Source organism: Helicobacter cetorum MIT 99-5656, from assembly GCF_000259275.1.
GTDB classification, from domain to species: Bacteria; Campylobacterota; Campylobacteria; order Campylobacterales; family Helicobacteraceae; genus Helicobacter; species Helicobacter cetorum.
Map to the genome: position 1 here is coordinate 507,061 of NC_017735.1, position 17,121 is coordinate 524,181.

A 17,121-nucleotide genomic window follows, 5' to 3' on the forward strand; every position below is an offset into this window, starting at 1 on the left:
TCCTTAAGGCAATCTTTTTTATCTCTAGTAGTTTTAAAAAAAGGATTTATTTTGTTCAAAATATGCTTCCATTTGATTGCGACATTCAATGAGAAAATTCTCTTCCAATGGTTTATAGCTTTGATTTTTTAAGAGATTATTTGCAAAAGTCTTATAACATTGCTGTAATTGAGTAGAGTTGACTTTGAATTGTCTAGAGTCTCCCATTGAAGTTATATATTTTGCGAAATTCTCTGGATGTGGAATTATAGGAAGTCCTGTGCCAAAAAATTGTAAAGCCCCACTACCAGCACTTCCATAGAGATATTTTTTGCACTTCTTGTCTCTTTTCAAATAATCTTCGCCTTTTTCTAGGCTACTTGCCATTTCCGTGTAGCAATGAGCTAAGTCTTTAATAATATTTTTTCTCTGTTCTAAAACTTGTTTTTCCATTTGCTTTTCCAAGCGTTTTTTGTATTAGGTATTCTCCTAATGCTACTTGTTCGCAATGAGCTTGTTGCTCTTGTGTAGGCTCTTTGTGGCTAGTAAATAGTTTCATATCTATTTGTTCGCATTTTTTAGTCATAAGTTCTCGCTCTTTATCGTGGGTTGCGTAATATTCTGCACTTTTCACACGCCCATTGTATTTAGCAATCTTTTGCTGGTTTTCTAAATCATCGATACAATCTTTAACTTTTTCTATATAGGCTTTAAAGGATTGTTTTTTATCTAAACTCTTATCAATACTATTCCTATCAATTTTGCGGTTACAAGTTCTAGCAAAGTTATGATACTGAGATGGGAGAGTTGGCCATCGCTCTAGTAGTTTCTCAAATGCCTTATTGTCATAAACAGGTTCGCTAAATACGGGGGGGGGGGGCTATACCCAACAGCACTCTAGCTAATAATCCTGTTTTTAAAACTTTGTTTAACCCCCTCAACTTAACCATAACTTACCCTTTTAATCTCATTTTAAATTTAAATCATTATAACATAAAACTTTAAAAAATATCAAAAATAATCAACTATTTAGTTATTTAATCCATATTGTATTATTTTTAGTTATTTGAATTGTTAATTAGATATATTCTTAATGAGTAATAACAATCTTTTATAGTTATTTTTGTTTGTGTTATAATTGGTTTAACAATCCATTCACTAATAAATAAAAGGATAACCATGCCAACCATTGATTTTACCCTTTGTGAGATTAACCCTAAAAAAGGCTTTGGGGGGGCAAATGGAAATAAGATTAGCCTAATTTATAACAATGAACTCTACATGGTCAAATTCCCCCCTAAGCCTTCTACACACAAGGAAATGTCCTATACCAATGGTTGCTTTAGTGAATATGTGGCTTGTCATATAGTCAATAGTTTAGACTTATTGGTTCAAGAAACATTGCTAGGCACTTATAAAAATAAAATCGTAGTTGCTTGTAAAGATTTTACCACTCATCAATACGAGCTTGTAGATTTTCTAAATCTAAAAAATACTATGATTGAATTAGAAAAATCAGGTAAAGACACTAATTTAAACGATGTGCTTTATACTATAGATAACCAGCATTTTATTGAGCCACAAGTTTTAAAGCGTTTCTTTTGGGATATGTTTATAGCAGATACCTTGCTAGGTAATTTTGATAGGCATAATGGTAATTGGGGTTTTTTAAGAGCCTCAAATTCAAAAGAATATAAAATAGCTCCCATTTTTGATTGTGGCTCTTGTTTATATCCTCAAGCTGATGATGAAGTATGTCAAAAAGTTTTAAACAATATTGATGAGCTAAATACAAGGATTTATGATTTCCCCCAATCTATCTTAAAAGATGATAATGATAAAAAAATCAACTACTATGATTTCTTAACTCAAACAAATGACAAAGATTGCCTTGATGCACTGCTTAGGATATACCCACGCATAGATATGGATAAAATCCATTCAATTATTAACAACACGCCCTTTATGAGCGAGATACACAAAGAATTTTTATACACAATGCTTAATGTTAGAAAATCAAAGATTATAGATGTGGCACACACTAGAGCTATTGAGCTATCCTTACAACACAAACAAGCTCATTCAAACTCTTATGATGACAACACCGATGATTTAGACAATTCTAATGAATACGCCCCCACACCTAAGCGTAGGCGATAAGTAATCTTATTGAGTGGGTATTTGATAATATTTAGTTATTTTATCAGTATTGAATAGAATTTAGTTATTTGAATTGTTTATTGAGTATTTTATTAATAAATAACAACAAGTAGTAATTACATTATTTTTAAGGTGTTTTATAGCTTAAGCTAATTCTATAAAATATCAATGATTTTAACAATCCTTATAAAAATCTAATTATTTTTAATTATTAATAAAACATTAGATAATCAATAAAAACTATCTAATGTTATGCTATTTGTCTTAATGAGATTATTTGTATTAATTACATTAAACTATTTAATCAATTTTTAACCCCCTTACTTTTTATTCTCTATCAAACTATCAAATACAAGAGCCACTTTCTTGTTATGCTCTTGGGTAGTATGGATATAAATCTTAGTAGAGAGTAAAGAGCTATGCCCTAACGCCCTTGAAGTTAAAACTAAGTCTTGGGTTTCTTGATAAATAAGAGTTGCAAAACTATGCCTAAATAGATGTAAGCCTGTGCCATATTGCTTATAGTGTTTGATTTGAGCTAGTTTGAATATTAAGGGGATAAAGTTATAAAGCGTTAAAGAATTTTGTGCTTTTTGTTTGTCTTTTTTAAAAAGATATGCCCCATTAAAATATTTTAGTCTATAATCATCACTAAGCCAAGCATTCAAGCTTGGTTCTAACAAACTCTTTTTTATATAAGCTTTTCTTTCTTTCCTACCCTTACCTTGAATTAAAATAGAGTAATTTTGCTCTTCTACTTGAATGTGTTTTAATTCTATGTTTAACACTTCGCATTTTCTAAGTCCCCCAAGTATTACAATGAGTAAAATACATTTATTGCGTTTTTCATAGCTAGTGGTTGGCTTATAGTCTAAAAGTGTTTTTAAAAAGCTCTTTAAGTCTTTATCATTTAAATGTCTAGGCAGACTTTCTTTAATCTTAGCAAAGGCTAAATTTTTAAGCGTAAAATCAAAGCTATAACGCTTTTTCCTATCCAAGTAATCAAAGAATTGTCTTAAATACATCACATACTTAGCCATAGAGCTGGGCTTTCTATTTTGGGCGAGTTCAAAGAGAAAGTTAATGACTTGCTCTTCGCTAAGCGTTCTAAAACTTCTTAGTTTGAGATTATCTCTAAAGTATTCAAAGAATAAAAACAAGCCTTGCATCATAATCGTGTGCTTAATACCTTGATTGTAAAGAATATGACAGAGTTGTTTTAATTGCTCTATATTGTGGCATTTTAGGATTTTATCTTGTGTGTCTAATATGAAAGCCATATCATTCACATCTTGAATGGGTGTGAAATTTTTAACCTTAGTGTATAAAAAGGCTTTAAGATTATCAAAGAGTTCTCTTTGAGATTTGGTGAGTTTGTTATTTAACATATTGCTCCCTTATTAAAATATAAAAAGAAATCTTAAAGAATGAGAGTTTTAAGCTCTTTTAGTTTGTTAGGTTCTAAAAGCGGTATTTTTAAAAATTTTGCATGGCTCCTTAAAAGATTTGAAGTTCCGCTTTTAAATCTTAGTTTTTTAAAAAGTTCCGCATTCACTAAGGCATAAAAACAAAATTCCGCCCCCTTAAAAAGCAAATAATCAAATACAGAGTTATTTACATTACTCACTAAAAACAAAAATTTAATTTAGCAACAATTAAATAGTTTTTGAAAGTTAACTTTAAGCACTTTATAAGATTAAGAAGTGCGTATCTATGGGCATTAGAGATAAAAGCGGAACTTAAGTGCCACATAGTTATAAAGATATTAAGGGAAAGAAAGATTTATCTTTCTTTCTAATCCTATTGATTAAAAAATATTATTAGTAAATACCATGTCATGATTAGGATTTATTTTTTAAATACTATAAATCATGTAATAAGAATTTGCTAAAAAGAAAAGTTAAAAAAGAAAAAACTCTCATTGAAAGAGGCAAACTGATTGTAGGAGCTGTTGATGGTAAGTAGTAGGTTTAGTTTAGGAGTAGGACTTAGTTGATTAGGATTTAGAAAGAATAGAAATCAAAAAGAAAAGAAAATTAAGAATTATCTGTCATAGTATGTAGTTGTAGAGAGAGGGTTAGGATTAGGTTGTGCTGTTAAGTTGTAAGTGGTTTGTTGTTTAGTGTTCTAGGATTAGAAAGATTTTTGTTTAGAGTATGTAGGGTTAGGTTTGTTTCTAGTTCTTAGTATTAAAAGGGTTAAGTTTGATTTGATAGTAGGTTCAATGGTTAGGTTTAAACTTGCTTTATGATTATGTTTAAGGAAACTTTAAGTTTTAAAATTTTTGCGTGCCGTTTAAGAAAAATTTAAGCTCTAAAAGGCATTTTAAAGCGTTTTTTATTTTAAGTTGATAGTTTGTTCTTTCCCTATAGCCTTATTTTGATTGTAGGGCATTTTAGAGTGTTTTATTTGGGTTTTAGTGGATTGATTTAATTTAAAGGTTGATAGAGAGAAATAAACTGCCTATTAAAGCGGTTCATTATCTCTGCTCGTATTTGTGTTTCAATCGTTTTAAGAGTGTGTGGCATGCTGAATTTTGCCTAGTCAATTAGATTGTTAGGGAGCATTGAGCTAGTTTGAGTTTTTACCTACCACGCCCTTTGCTTTTTTGTATTAGATACTCGTATGAATTAGGCTCTATTTCGCTTGTATTTTGACTGACAGCACTTTTTAGGCTGTTAGATATATCGTTAGTCGGTTTTTGGTTTTGTGTTGAATTTAGGGCATTCTCGTGAGCTTTTTGATTTTCTTTAGCTCGCTCTCTTTCTAAACAAGCTTGTTGATGAGCTTTGGCTTTTCTTTCAAGCTCTTTAGCATGTTCTATCCACGGCTCATCAGAATGCAATGTTTTGGTCGGCTTATCATTAGATTGTGGCTCTTGTAATGGTTGGATAGTATTGTTTGTTATGGCGGCTTGAGTGTTTAATGCAATACTAGGCTCTTGCTGAATGGTGCTAACATGGTTTTGTGGTGCGATTAACTCTTGCTGTGTAGTAGTTTTTGTGTTAGCTTGAGTTTCTTTAGCCACACTCTTATTAGCTTGTGAGCCAGTAGCGGTTTGTGTCAGCTCGCTTTGGGTTGGTGTGGTTTGCTCTTTAACCTTGACTTGAATTTCTTTTTGCTCTAGCTTAGTATCCTTAGCGTGTTCTAGGACTTTTTGAAGTTGTGAAATGTCATAGTGGGTTAAAAACCTATTAGCCCCTATGATTTCATTACAAGTATAAAGAATTTCTTTTGAAAGTTTAGAAAATTGTTTGTTTTGTTTGAGAAAGTCTTGGTTTTCTTTCAATGAAAAAGTCTCTTTATAGCTCTCTAGGGCTTTAAAATAGCTCTCTTTGGCTCTTTTAAACTCTTCTTCTTTTGTTTTTAAGTCTTGTTCTAAAAAGAGCAATCTCTCTTTGGCTAATAAAAGCATAGTCTTTTGATAATCTTGTAGTTGCTTACTCACTAGCTCATAAGTGTTATCATTAAGCTTATAAGTGGGGTCATCTTGTTTAGTTTTAAAGCTCTCTAGCATGAATTGATATTTTCTAGCACTAAAATAAGCGTTTTTAAAAGTTTTAAGTGTGGGGCGTTTATCTTTAGGAAGTTCTAAGGCTTTGGCTAAAAGAATAGGATTAGTTAGAGTGTTGTATTGTGTGTTTTGCTTGGTTTTAACTTCATTTCTTAGTTGAGCCAGTAATAAGTGTGAGTTTTTATCTAAAAGGCGTTTGTCTAGGTGTTCAAGCTTACTTAGTAGCATTTCTTTTTTCTTTAAAAGAGAAAAGCCCTTAGTCTCTCTTTCAAAATTTCTGTCTAAATCATTGAGAATAGCAAAATTTTTAAAGGCTGAATGGCTCTCTGTTTTATCAAGCTCTTTTTGATAAAAACTTAAGAGTTCGTATAGCTCTTGCTTGCTGGTGTTTTTTAAATGTTCGCTTACTAGCTCTCTCTTATCTACCCTGTCAATGTTTAGCTGTTCTTTTTCATCATCACTCATATCTTTGTGGTTAAAGAGAGCGATTTTAAATTCAGAAATCTTTTTTCTCAAAGGCAGGCTTTGGTTGTTTTGAATGTTTAGGGCTTGGGCTTTGTTTTTATCTTTGAGTTCTTGTAAATACTCGCTTTGTAAAGCCTTGTTTAAGTCCCACTCATCTTGTGGGGTTTTAATTTGTTCTAATGCTTTCTCTTCTTTTTCTAAAACTTGTAATTGAAGTTTGATATTGTCTAATTCCTTGAGCTTAGGCTCATTGACATACAAGTATTCTTCGCTCAATAAATGGTTATTCAACCTATAAGCAAACTCACTTCTTAGTTCATTAAAAAATTCTTTGCAATCCTCACGCCCCTTAAAACGCAGTCTCTTTCTTGTGAGCTGGTTAGTTTTATTGATGAAACAATGGATATGGGCATGGTCTTGATGAGAATGAGGCACAAGAGCGAATTTATATTCAGGCAATCTTACTTTTAAGCTCTCCCAAGTAGAGTATAAAAGCCCTTGCATAGTCTCTTCATCTGGCTTATTTTTGATAGAAAAGACTAAATGCATAGCCTCGTTATAATCCTTAGTTAAATCAAAGTCATTGAGCCAAGTCTCTAAAATAAATTGCTTATCACACTCTAAAAACATTTCATTGTAGGCTGTCTCGCTATTTTCTAAGGTATAACTTAGGGCATTTTCTAAATGGGAGCGTTTCATTTGCCCTATGTTTTTAATAAGCACAGGATTAGCATTCTTTGTGCCAACTAGATTAGATTTAATAGACTCTGAGTTAGAGCCAAATTGATTGAATTTAATCAACAATCTCTTATCAATTTTATCGCTATCACTAGGTCTAGGCTTTAACATATGCTCTAAAATATCATCTAAAAAAGACAAATCCATAGGGCGATTATCTAATTTAGCATCTCGTATAGCTCTATCTAGCATACAAGCCCTTTAAGACTTAACAACATCGCTAAATTTTTATCTAATTCGCACACTTTCAAGCTGACTTTATTCCCTTACTAAAAAGGCGTTTTAAAACGCCAAAATTTTATTCAAGCTAACGCTAATTTAAACCCTAGATTTTTGATTTTAAATCTAGCGATTTTTTAATTCTTTGTAGCATAGCACAAAGAATTAAAAAAGAGAACCAATCAAAAAAGGTGCAGGATAACACCAAGTGTCTACACACATATGGTTAAAACTTCGCATTCAAGGGACTTGGAGCTAGATTTTTAAAAAATAAGGGTTTTTGCTAACTTTTTGCCTAAAAAGTTTTTAAAAAGTGCTTTGACAGATAAGCTAAACTTTTAATCTAGCAAGAGAGAAAAAATTCATTCAAAAGCTTTAACCCCCTTACTATAAAAATTAAGAGCCAAGAACTTATTAGAAACACTATAAAAACTTAGAGATTTTTTTGCAAAAGAACTTGCAGTCAAAATTATTAAGAACTAATAGCCATATGGTGAGAACTTAGTAACCTATAGAATGAAACTTTATAGCACAAGCAAAGAACTTACAGCCCACTAATAAGAATTAGCAAGCTAAATACTATGAACTAACAAGCAAATAGTAAGAACTTGTAAGCAACAATTAGGGAACTAAGGGCTACACGATAAAAACTAAAAGCCACAAGTTAGAACCTAATAGCTCACACCAAGAAAGAACTAAGGGGAAAATAGATTAAGAGCTTATCTGCTCTAATAATATGAACTAGGTTGCTTGTATGATTAAGAACTAGGAGCAAAAATACCCTTAGAACTTACTAATAACTCATATAAGATAACTCATATAAGAACTACTAGCTAGAAGTAAAGAACTACCAGCCTATTTTAATAAGAACTCACAATCAATATTAAAGGAATGAAATTATTCTTTAAGCTTTTGTTTAAAAAATTTGTGTTATATTTCAAATGATTTTTGATTGAATTTAACTTGAAACTTAGAGAACACTTAAAACTTCCATTCTTAGAATACATGCAGTTAAGATAATTTTTTAAATTGTTTTTAGATTGTTGTAAGAGCTGTTTGTAATTAGCGATTTTATTCATATTTAAATCATTGGTTGGTATCTCTAGTAATGAAATAAGCATGCTATAGACTAGAATATTAAGCGAAATTTCGGGCAAATCAATACTATCCATAAGGCTATGCTTAGGTTCATAACTAATGATTACCACTTCTAAAACACCTTCTTTAAAAGGCGTAACGCTCAAAGTATCCCCTAAAATCAGTAAAGAAGTTTCTCCACTCTCTTTCTCAATGCTTACCCTATGATTAAGTTCATTATGGTTAAATTTAACGCTTAGTATCCCTAAAAGGTTACTCACTTCTATACTAGGATTTTCTTTCGTTAATGTTTGAGTTTTTAGCTTCCTATTAAGCCTAAATTCTAAAATCAAATCTAGCAAGGCTACATTCAAGCAGTCTAGCATTTCATCATCGCTAAACAAGTAATCATTAGCATTAGTATCATTAAGACGCTTACGGACTTTATAAATAATTTCGCTCACTTCTAGCATAAACAAAGCTCCTTCTCTAGTTCTTTAAAATAAGGGGGGTCTAAATAGTAAACGCCCTTAGAAATGTTTAAATCATAAATGCGTAAAAACTCGTTTAAAAGGGTTTTTTCGCTTTCTTTTGTAGGCTCTATGCTCTCTATTAAAAAATCGCTTAAAACCCTTAGTTTTAATAGTGAAAAGTCCACATTATTAGGATAGTCTCTAAAATCTAGCTCCCCTAACCCATCGCATACACAAAACTTCACGCCGTTATAAGTGTAGTAATTAGTTTTAGTAAGGTTTAATTCTATGCTATCACCAGATAAGACTTGTTTAAAAATCTCGGTGTGGTATTTGTCAAACCCCTTTAATTCCCCCTTAGGGGCGTTAAATCTAACTAATCGCATGATAATAGGTTAGGCTCTTTAATCTCATTTAATTGCTTTTGTCTTTCTTCCATGTTAATTCCTTTCAAAAAAAGTTAATTTAAGTATTTCTTGCTGGATTTTCATTTAAAAGGCTTTTGTTTTTTACCATTTTAATCCTTTGGGTTAAGTTTTATGTTGTTATTTTTTGTGCTATAATCCGTTTGCGGTTCACTCCATGATTTTTAATCATGTTTTTACCAGCCACTGCCGATAAAAGAGTGAATTATATCGGCGTTCTTAATCTCACTTTTAACATAATCTTTTGAAACCCTTAATTTTGTCCTTAGTGTTTTGTCTTTTTCTTGCCTTATTAATTCTTTTTGGCTAGGATTGAATGGCAAGCTAAAAGCAAAAGGAATTAGCGTTTGGCTCATAACCAAAAGCACAAAAAAATTTTTATTTTTATGGTGGTGGCTAGTTTGAGTTTTTAGCTTCAAACATTTCATTTGCTACTCTCTAACGATTGCGCGTTGGGCTTATAACCCAAAGGTAGCGGGTCTTTTTGCGTAGCTTCAAACATAACGGATTTGTAAGTTTTTCCATTCTTATAATTACCTTTCTCTTTAAACATCGTTACTAAACTCAAGCCATTTTGCTTCTTGCTTAATTGTTCTATCACTACAAAATGTCCGTTAATTTGTTTGAAACTTAAAAGGCGTTTTGAGTTGTTTCTAAGGATTTCTATAGTTTCATCAGCACTATTAACGATTTTTAAGTAATTAGCTAATTCATCGTAACTTATAGGCTCTTGCTTACTGAATTTAGCGTTATTAGATAATTCTCCATGATTATTCATAATATGCTTAATCGCATCACTATCAATTAAAGCTTTGGCATCGTTTGGATAATCTAAGCCTAAATCTTTGGCTATCTTAGGTTCTATCTTCTCTATAGCGATTTTCTTGTTTGTCTTTTCAAGGTATCTAACCACTTCAGGCGTAAAATTCTCTAACCCTAAAATAGGCATGTCTTTCCCTTTAGTGGGGGCGTTATCAATCAATTGCTTAATCTCATCAAAAGAGAGTTTCTTCATTATGTTGTCTTTGTTTTGAATTTCTGAGCTTGAATTATACGATTTTAATGCCTTGCTCTCTTTCTCTAAGCTCTTATAATAATCTTTCTGTAAGCCCTTAATGTTTCTTGTTAGCTGGTTTAGGGCTTGGTTGTTTTCGTGGGGTTTTCTGTCGTGCTTTAATAGATAATGCGTGAAGTCGTATATATCAATATCATTAAAAACCTTTCTATCGCTTCCTAATAAGTCTTTTGTATCATCTGCTATGTTATGCTCTCTTAAACCTTTCTTAATGTTATCACTTCTTAGGGCTTCAAATAAGGCGTTGCTTGGGTCATCAAGTCTAGCAAATCGTGCTAAGGCCGCTCCTAAAATTTCGCTTATATCGCTCTTGTGCTGGCTTTTTTCATATTCTGTAAAACCTAGTGAACTTGCGCTGTGTTTATCAGCAAGGGCTTTTAAGCTGTCTGTTGTGCTTTCATAGTCTTTAATAGATTTAAAGGCTCTGTCTAGTGTATCGCTTAAATAAGCGTTTAAACTTAGTTTAGGAAAATTTAAATCGTGGATTAAATTATAATTCCACACAAAAAATCAAGCGGTTAATCAAAAGAGTTTTAAAGGGTTTTTAAAAGCCTTTAAATTTCACCGCTCACCTAATATGCCTATACTTCTCTCTGGGCTGACTCTCTTTCTCTAAGAAGTGCCAATAGTCTTGCATAATTCTTTATAAAAGTTCTTATCAATTAACATCAGAAAAGATTATTCAAAAAAGCTCAAAAACACTCACACCAGCTCAAAAACTAGTGCGAGCAAGCATGTTCTAAAGTAGGCTGAATATCCTTATTATCGGCTAATTTTTCATGCTCTACTTTGTCTAAAAAAGTGTTTAAATTTTGTGCCATTTTCTCAAAGATTTTAGCACTCACGCTATTAGGATGAGAGATAATAATCGGTTCGCCCTTATCCCCACCAATACGCACTTTAGGTTCTAGTGGGAGCTTAGCTAAGATTTGTGTGTTATAAGTTTCTAGTAATTCGTTCATAGAATTTGAGCCAAAAATCTCGCTCTCTTTGTCGCAATGCTCACACACAAATGTTCCCATATTTTCTACAATACCGGCAATAGGAATGTGTAATTTCTTAAACATATCTAGACTTCTTTTAGCGTCATCTAAACTCACCACTTGGGGTGTTGTAACGGTTATTCCTGCACTTAGTGGCACTGCTTGAGCTAAAGTAAGCTGTGCATCGCCTGTGCCTGGGGGCATATCCACTACTAACACATCTAAATCCCCCCAAATAATATCGCTTAGCATTTGTTCAATCGCTCGCATAAGCATGGGTCCTCGCCAGATGAGACTCTGCCCTTCATCATACAAAAGCCCCATACTCATCACAGAAACCCCAAAAGCTTTTAAAGGAATGAGTTTTTTACCGCTTGGGTCAGTGATAACATCAGCGTTTTGTAAGCCCATCATTCTAGGAATATTAGGCCCATAAACATCAGCGTCTAATAACCCCACTTTTTTACCCAAATTCACCAAAGCAATGCTTAAATTCACACTTGTCGTGCTTTTACCCACACCGCCCTTACCAGAGCTTACCATTATTACATGCTTAATATTTTTAGCTAGATTTTTGGTAGTGGGCTTTGGGGCTTGTGGTTTAGGTGGGGTTTTAATATCTAAATTCACTTCCTTAATACCGATTTCTTGCATCGCTTTTGAGATATGTTCTCTTAAAATCTCACTCGTTTCTTCAGAACTTGATGGGATTTCTACTAAAAGCCCTAATTTATTTTCATGTAGAGTGATGTTTTTAACAAATCCAAAGCTGACAATATCCTTTTCAAAATTAGGATAGATAATCTTTTTTAATGCGCTTAAAATGTCTTCTTGCGTAAGCATAAATTTTCCTAGAATAATAAAATATACAAAGCTTCTTTATAGCATAATTTGTTTAATTTTCTCATTATCTTTTAAAAAGATTGAGTTTAGGTCTCCCAAAATTTCATTCTTCAAACATGTTTTATCCCAACAAAGCGAAAAACTCCGTCCTTTAGGGCGGAGATGTAAGCGTCAATAGCCGTTAGGCTATTTTTTAGTGTCATTTAACCTAAAAACAAAAGGTTAGCAAATCTAATGTGGTGTTTCTTGCTCTTGGATATATTGCTTAATGATTTCTAAAGGAGCACCCCCACAGCTTCCAGCAAAATAACTAGGCGACCATAAATGATTGCCCCACAAAGTAGCTTTAACATTTTTAAAATTTTGTTGTCTAACCAAACGACTACTAACACCCTTTAAAGAATTAACTAACCTACTAACACTAACTTTTGGTGGATAATTGATAAGTAAATGCACATGGTCGCTTTCCCCATCAAATTCTACTAACTCGCTTTCAAAGTCTTTGCATACCTTAGCAAATACAGAACCTAAAAAGTCTATAACTTCTTTGTTGAATGCTTTACGCCTATATTTAGTTACAAATACTAAATGCACATGCATTAAAAAAACACAATGTCTGCCATGTCTAATATTATCAATTTGTTTCATAGACCAAGTTTAACTAAATTATGCTAAAATCTTTCTATGAAAGTAAATAAGGGCTTTAAATTTCGTTTGTATCCTACCAAAGAGCAACAGACCAAATTACAACACTCTTTTTTTGTCTATAACCAAGCCTATAACATTTGCTTAAATCTACAACAAGAGCAATACGAAAAAAACAAAGATTTACCCACTAAACAAAGAAAATGGCAAAAATCAAGCGAATTAGATAGTGCGATTAAGCACCATTTAAAAGCTAGGAATTTAAGTTTTAGTAGTGTAGTCGCTCAACAATCACGCATGAATGCAGAAAGAGCCTTAAGAGATGCCTTTAAAGTCAAAAATAGGGGCTTTCCTAAATTTAAAAACTCTAAATTTGCTAAACAAAGTTTTACTTGGAATAATCAAGGCTTTTCTATCAAAGACTTTAACGAACGCTTTAAGATGTTTAACTTAATGAAAATGCCCTTAAAAATGCGTATGCATAGAGACTTACCCCTTAATGCTAAGATTAAACAAATCGTAGTCTCTTGCTCTCATCAAAAATATTTTGTTAGTTTTAGCATAGAATACGAAAAAGAGCTTAACACTATTAAAGAGCCTAGAAATTGTGTCGGTGTGGACTTAAATATCTATGATATAGCTTTAAGCGTTGATTTAAAAGAATATGAAAAACTAACCGACCTAGAACAATACCAAAAAGACATGAAAGAACTAGGTTTAAAAGTAGATGAAAATATCAATCTAAAACGACTTATTCCTACTTATTCTAAACTACATTCTTTTAAAAAATACTCTAAAGAATTTAAAAGACTACAAAGAAAACAAAGCCGTAGGGTTTTAAAATCTAAACAAAATAAAATCAAACTAGGAGGTAATTTTTACAAAACTCAAAAAAATTAAACAAAGCCTTTGATAAATCAAGCTATCAAAAACTAGACAGATACCATAAAATCACAAGCGAACTTTCAAAGCAATTTGAATTGATAGTAGTTGAAGACTTACAAATTAAGAACATGACCAAAAGAGCCAAACTCAAAAATGTTAAACAAAAGAGTGGGCTTAATAAGTCTATACTAAATACTTCATTCTATCAAATCATCTCTTTTTTAGACTACAAACAACAGCATAATGGCAAATTGTTAGTGAAAGCTCCCCCACAATATACGAGTAAAACTTGTCATAGTTGTGGGCAAATCAACCACGAGCTTAAATTAAATCATAGAGAATATCTGTGTCAAAATTGCGGATATATAGAGCATAGAGATATAAACGCCGCAAGTAATATTTTAAGCAAAGGGTTAAGTCTTCTTGGGTTAGGAAATAGCCTTGCAGACTTTAAAGAGCAAAGCCTTTCGTATTAGCATTCAGTAGGGTGCTTTAGTTAGGAAGCTCCTCGCTTTAGCGAGGGGTGTTTCACTGAAAATTTTACAATAAAATGAGCTTAATAAATTGTGTTATATTGGGCAATAAAAAGATTTAAGGGATAAAATTATGAAACTTCATAAGCGTATTTTGAGATTGCATCATTTTAGGAATTTGGGTAAGGACTTGCCTACGGAATTGCTCTTAAATGCAGATTTTGATGGGATTAAGCATGGGGGATTAGTGATTTTAGTGGGGGAAAATAATGTGGGTAAAAGCAATGTGCTAGAAGGGTTGAAATATTTTAATAATGACAATAATTTTCTATGTCCTATAGAAGATTATGAAAAACAAGCCCAAGAAAGAACTGCACTAAGTCTTATTAAAGAAGTTTATAACAATGATAATAACCAGCAACAGATTGAAAAACTATCTTGGGTAGAACTCAAAGAAAATCAAGCAAATAAGCAAGCATTTGAAATGAGTTTTTATCCGTTTGAAAATCATATAGAGATTTATAAAGCAAGCGATAAAGATGTGGGAATATACCTTACTTCTCATTCGCCAAAAAATTTTGAAAATGATTTTATACAATCTATTAGAGAAGCCCTAGAAGTATTATTGCCTTGCGTTAGCAATAGCCAATACACACGACTCAAACATAATTGGGGTCGTTTCTTAAAAGCATACAAAGATATATTACAACTGAATGAAAAACAACTTGAAAAGAAAGAGTTCATAGTGCCTGACGACCACAAAGGGGAAGCAAAAAGAGCGTATAAGAACCTTAAAAAAGCCCTTTTACTACATATTTGCTTGACCTTCAAGGAATATAGCTTGTCAAAGTTGATAGAGCGTTTTGATAAAATTGAAGTTTGTGAAATATTAGAAAAGATGAGAAAAAAATCTGAAGAACAGATCAATAAAATAGCAATATTGCAACAACAATTCTACGCTTCTAGTCCAAAAAACTTAAAAGCAAATCCTATGCAAAAGGCGATTCTAGCTAACCACCTACCCCAAATCATTAATTGCGAAAATCCTTTTGAGCTTAAAGACGAAAATTTGCGCTTGGATATAAAAAAAGAGACGCTTCGTAATAGAATATGGGAGACTATGTGTTTTGAATGGTGTGAGACAGCACCGATATTTACCAATACAATTATTAATATGAAAAATGATAATAACTTTAGCAATTATGACTTTAAGATTGATAAGGAAGAGCAAAAATTACAAATCGATGAATATTGGCCATTCTTCATAGAATTAAAAAACGAAATCACAGAAAATGCGATGGATATACTAAGAAAAAGTAATTCATCACGTATTTTAGAAAAGTCTAAAGGTAAGACTCAAGGCTTAGAATACGTGTTGCAAATGTCTTCAAAAATAGATAAAAAATATAACACTACTTTTACATTCTATGATTTAGAAGACAACTTTTTGTTTGATAAAAAAACGAACCTTTTATACGAATTGAAAAAAGAATTAAAAAAAATGGGCGAAAAAATCAGCAAAGAGTTTAATGAAAGCTATTGCATTAACCCCAATGATGAATACAGATATATTTTTGAATTCCGTTTGAAAAAACAGCATTTTTTACATATAAGAATTAAAAGAGACAACGAGTATTTAGAGCTTGCCAAACAAAGCACGGGGTTTCAATGGTTTTTTAACTTGTTTTTTAATTTTTTATACCCATTCAAATACCATAAAAATGGAATAAATAGAGAGCTTGGAAAAAATAGCTCTTATCGTAATTATAATAGTATTGTGGTTATGGATGAACCAGCCACTCATCTAAGCGTGCCGGCTAGACAAGAATTTAGAGAGCGTTTGAGACGATATGGCAAAAAAAGGGGCATTACCTTTGTTCTAGCTACTCATGACCCCTTTTTAGTGGATACTAACCATTTAGATGAAATAAGAATTGTAGAAAAGCAAAAAAACGGCTCAGTAATTTATAATGAATTTAACTATCCCCTAAATGATGTGAGAAAAGACTCCGATGCCTTAGATAAAATCAAACGCTCTTTAGGAGTAGAACAACACATCTTTCATAACCCTAGAAAACATCAAATTATCTTTGTGGAAGGGATTACAGATTATTGTTACTTAAGTGCCTTTAAATTATATTTCAATGAGCGTTACCCACAATATAAAGATAACCCTATCCCTTTCACTTTCTTGCCGATTTCAGGGCTTAAACGAGAGATTAAGGACGAAGACGAAGATAAGCTAAGAGAAATGAAAGAAACCATTAAAAAACTTTGCGAATTAGATAATAACCCTATTGTTTTAATAGATGACGATAGGAAAAATGGTGTTGACCCACAAAAAGCAAATAGTGAAAAATTTAAAAAAGCTAATGCAGAAAGGGGTAATCCTATCAAAATTTTACAACTCTCACAATGCAATGAAAATTTCAAACAAATTGAATATTTGTTTAGTGACGAAGACCAGCAAAAGTATTCATTAAAAAATAAAAATAGAGAATTAGCGATAGCTTTTAAGAGTAAGCTTTATATCGTAAGCCACAAGCTCAATAACAAACATTATCCATACCCACTTAACAACCAAGATATAATAAGCAAGCAAACAGAAATCAATTTTTTATATTTGTTTGAATGGATAGCATGCAATTTAAGCTCAGTCAAAAACTAATCACAATTAAAAACGCTTAGAATTGATATATAGAATTTGACTATAATACGCTTAAATATTATTTATTGCAAGGATTTTAAATGTTGAAAAAAGCGTGTTTAAGTTTGCTAATGATAAGTGGTATTCATTTAGGGGCAAAGGATTTAAATTTCAAGCTAGATTATCAAGCAACTGGGGGCAAGCTCGTAGGAAAAATGACGGATTCTAGCCTTTTGAGTATCACTTCTATGAACGATGAACCTGTTGTAGTAAAAAATCTCATTGTAAACAGAGGAAATTCATGCAAAGCAACTAAAAAAGTTGAACCCAAATTAGGCGATAAGTTTAAAAAAGACAAGCTTTTTGACCATGAATTAAAATATTCCCAACAGATTTTTTATCGCCTAGATTGCAAGCCTACGCAATTATTAGAAATCAAAATCATTACTAATAAAGGCGAGTATTACCATAAGTTTTCTAAGTGAATCTAGTTTTTGTATCAATTTTAAATTGATACAAA

At 32.0% G+C, this 17,121-nt stretch carries 14 protein-coding genes and 1 pseudogene; 4 read left to right on the forward strand and 11 right to left on the reverse strand.

Going from position 1 to position 17,121, the window contains the following annotated elements; translation table 11 throughout:
- Positions 1-33: 33 nt before the first annotated feature.
- Positions 34-432: a hypothetical protein gene (locus HCD_RS08740; protein ID WP_014659023.1), complete on the reverse strand. Its 399-nt coding sequence runs from the start codon at positions 430-432 to the stop codon at positions 34-36.
- Positions 392-613, reverse strand: a complete 222-nt coding sequence (locus HCD_RS08745; protein WP_014659024.1) for a hypothetical protein — start codon at positions 611-613, stop codon at positions 392-394. The genes HCD_RS08740 and HCD_RS08745 overlap by 41 nt, the downstream gene beginning before the upstream one ends.
- 545 nt (positions 614-1,158) lie before the next feature.
- On the opposite strand from HCD_RS08745, the gene HCD_RS02440 reads away from it, so the two are divergent.
- A complete protein-coding gene (locus HCD_RS02440; protein ID WP_014659025.1) occupies positions 1,159-2,139 on the forward strand; it encodes a HipA domain-containing protein in 981 nt (326 codons plus the stop codon).
- Between the two features lie 320 nt (positions 2,140-2,459).
- Here the strand turns inward: HCD_RS02440 and HCD_RS02445 are convergent, their stop codons facing one another.
- The 9 genes from HCD_RS02445 to tnpA form a co-directional block, all read right to left on the reverse strand.
- The gene (locus HCD_RS02445) at positions 2,460-3,527 is read right to left on the reverse strand and encodes a tyrosine-type recombinase/integrase (RefSeq protein ID WP_014659026.1); all 1,068 of its coding nucleotides are present in this window, start codon (positions 3,525-3,527) and stop codon (positions 2,460-2,462) included.
- Between the two features lie 32 nt (positions 3,528-3,559).
- Positions 3,560-3,766 carry a hypothetical protein gene (locus HCD_RS08900; protein ID WP_158308549.1) on the reverse strand — a complete coding sequence of 69 codons (207 nt, stop codon included), beginning with the start codon at positions 3,764-3,766 and terminating at the stop codon, positions 3,560-3,562.
- Positions 3,767-4,723: 957 nt separating this feature from the next.
- Entirely contained in the window at positions 4,724-7,048 is a 2,325-nt protein-coding gene (locus HCD_RS02450) for a relaxase/mobilization nuclease domain-containing protein (protein ID WP_014659028.1), read from the reverse strand.
- 887 nt (positions 7,049-7,935) lie between these two features.
- Positions 7,936-8,625, reverse strand: coding sequence for a hypothetical protein (locus HCD_RS02455; protein ID WP_014659029.1), 690 nt, complete (start codon positions 8,623-8,625; stop codon positions 7,936-7,938).
- Complete coding sequence (locus HCD_RS02460; protein ID WP_014659030.1) at positions 8,619-9,011, reverse strand: hypothetical protein; 393 nt, start codon at positions 9,009-9,011, stop codon at positions 8,619-8,621. Before HCD_RS02460 ends, HCD_RS02455 begins: the two co-directional genes overlap by 7 nt.
- Positions 9,012-9,226: 215 nt before the next feature.
- Positions 9,227-9,478 (reverse strand): hypothetical protein, encoded by a 252-nt coding sequence (locus HCD_RS02465; RefSeq protein WP_014659031.1) that lies wholly within the window; start codon positions 9,476-9,478, stop codon positions 9,227-9,229.
- Positions 9,475-10,629 (reverse strand): PBECR3 domain-containing polyvalent protein, encoded by a 1,155-nt coding sequence (locus HCD_RS02470; RefSeq protein ID WP_014659032.1) that lies wholly within the window; start codon positions 10,627-10,629, stop codon positions 9,475-9,477. The genes HCD_RS02465 and HCD_RS02470 overlap by 4 nt, the downstream gene beginning before the upstream one ends.
- Before the next feature lie 215 nt (positions 10,630-10,844).
- Positions 10,845-11,951, reverse strand: coding sequence for an Mrp/NBP35 family ATP-binding protein (locus HCD_RS02475; RefSeq protein ID WP_014659033.1), 1,107 nt, complete (start codon positions 11,949-11,951; stop codon positions 10,845-10,847).
- 231 nt (positions 11,952-12,182) lie between these two features.
- The gene (gene tnpA, locus HCD_RS02480) at positions 12,183-12,599 is read right to left on the reverse strand and encodes an IS200/IS605 family transposase (RefSeq protein ID WP_014658764.1); all 417 of its coding nucleotides are present in this window, start codon (positions 12,597-12,599) and stop codon (positions 12,183-12,185) included.
- A 36-nt stretch (positions 12,600-12,635) separates the two neighbouring features.
- On the opposite strand from tnpA, the pseudogene HCD_RS08905 reads away from it, so the two are divergent.
- The 3 genes and pseudogenes from HCD_RS08905 to HCD_RS02500 all read left to right on the forward strand — a co-directional run bounded on the left by HCD_RS08905 (position 12,636) and on the right by HCD_RS02500 (position 17,086).
- Positions 12,636-13,957: pseudogene (locus HCD_RS08905) on the forward strand (RNA-guided endonuclease InsQ/TnpB family protein).
- A gap of 130 nt (positions 13,958-14,087) precedes the next feature.
- A complete protein-coding gene (locus tag HCD_RS02495) occupies positions 14,088-16,622 on the forward strand; it encodes an OLD family protein (protein ID WP_014659034.1) in 2,535 nt (844 codons plus the stop codon).
- Positions 16,623-16,702: 80 nt separating this feature from the next.
- Positions 16,703-17,086 carry a hypothetical protein gene (locus HCD_RS02500; RefSeq protein ID WP_014659035.1) on the forward strand — a complete coding sequence of 128 codons (384 nt, stop codon included), beginning with the start codon at positions 16,703-16,705 and terminating at the stop codon, positions 17,084-17,086.
- Positions 17,087-17,121: the final 35 nt, after the last annotated feature.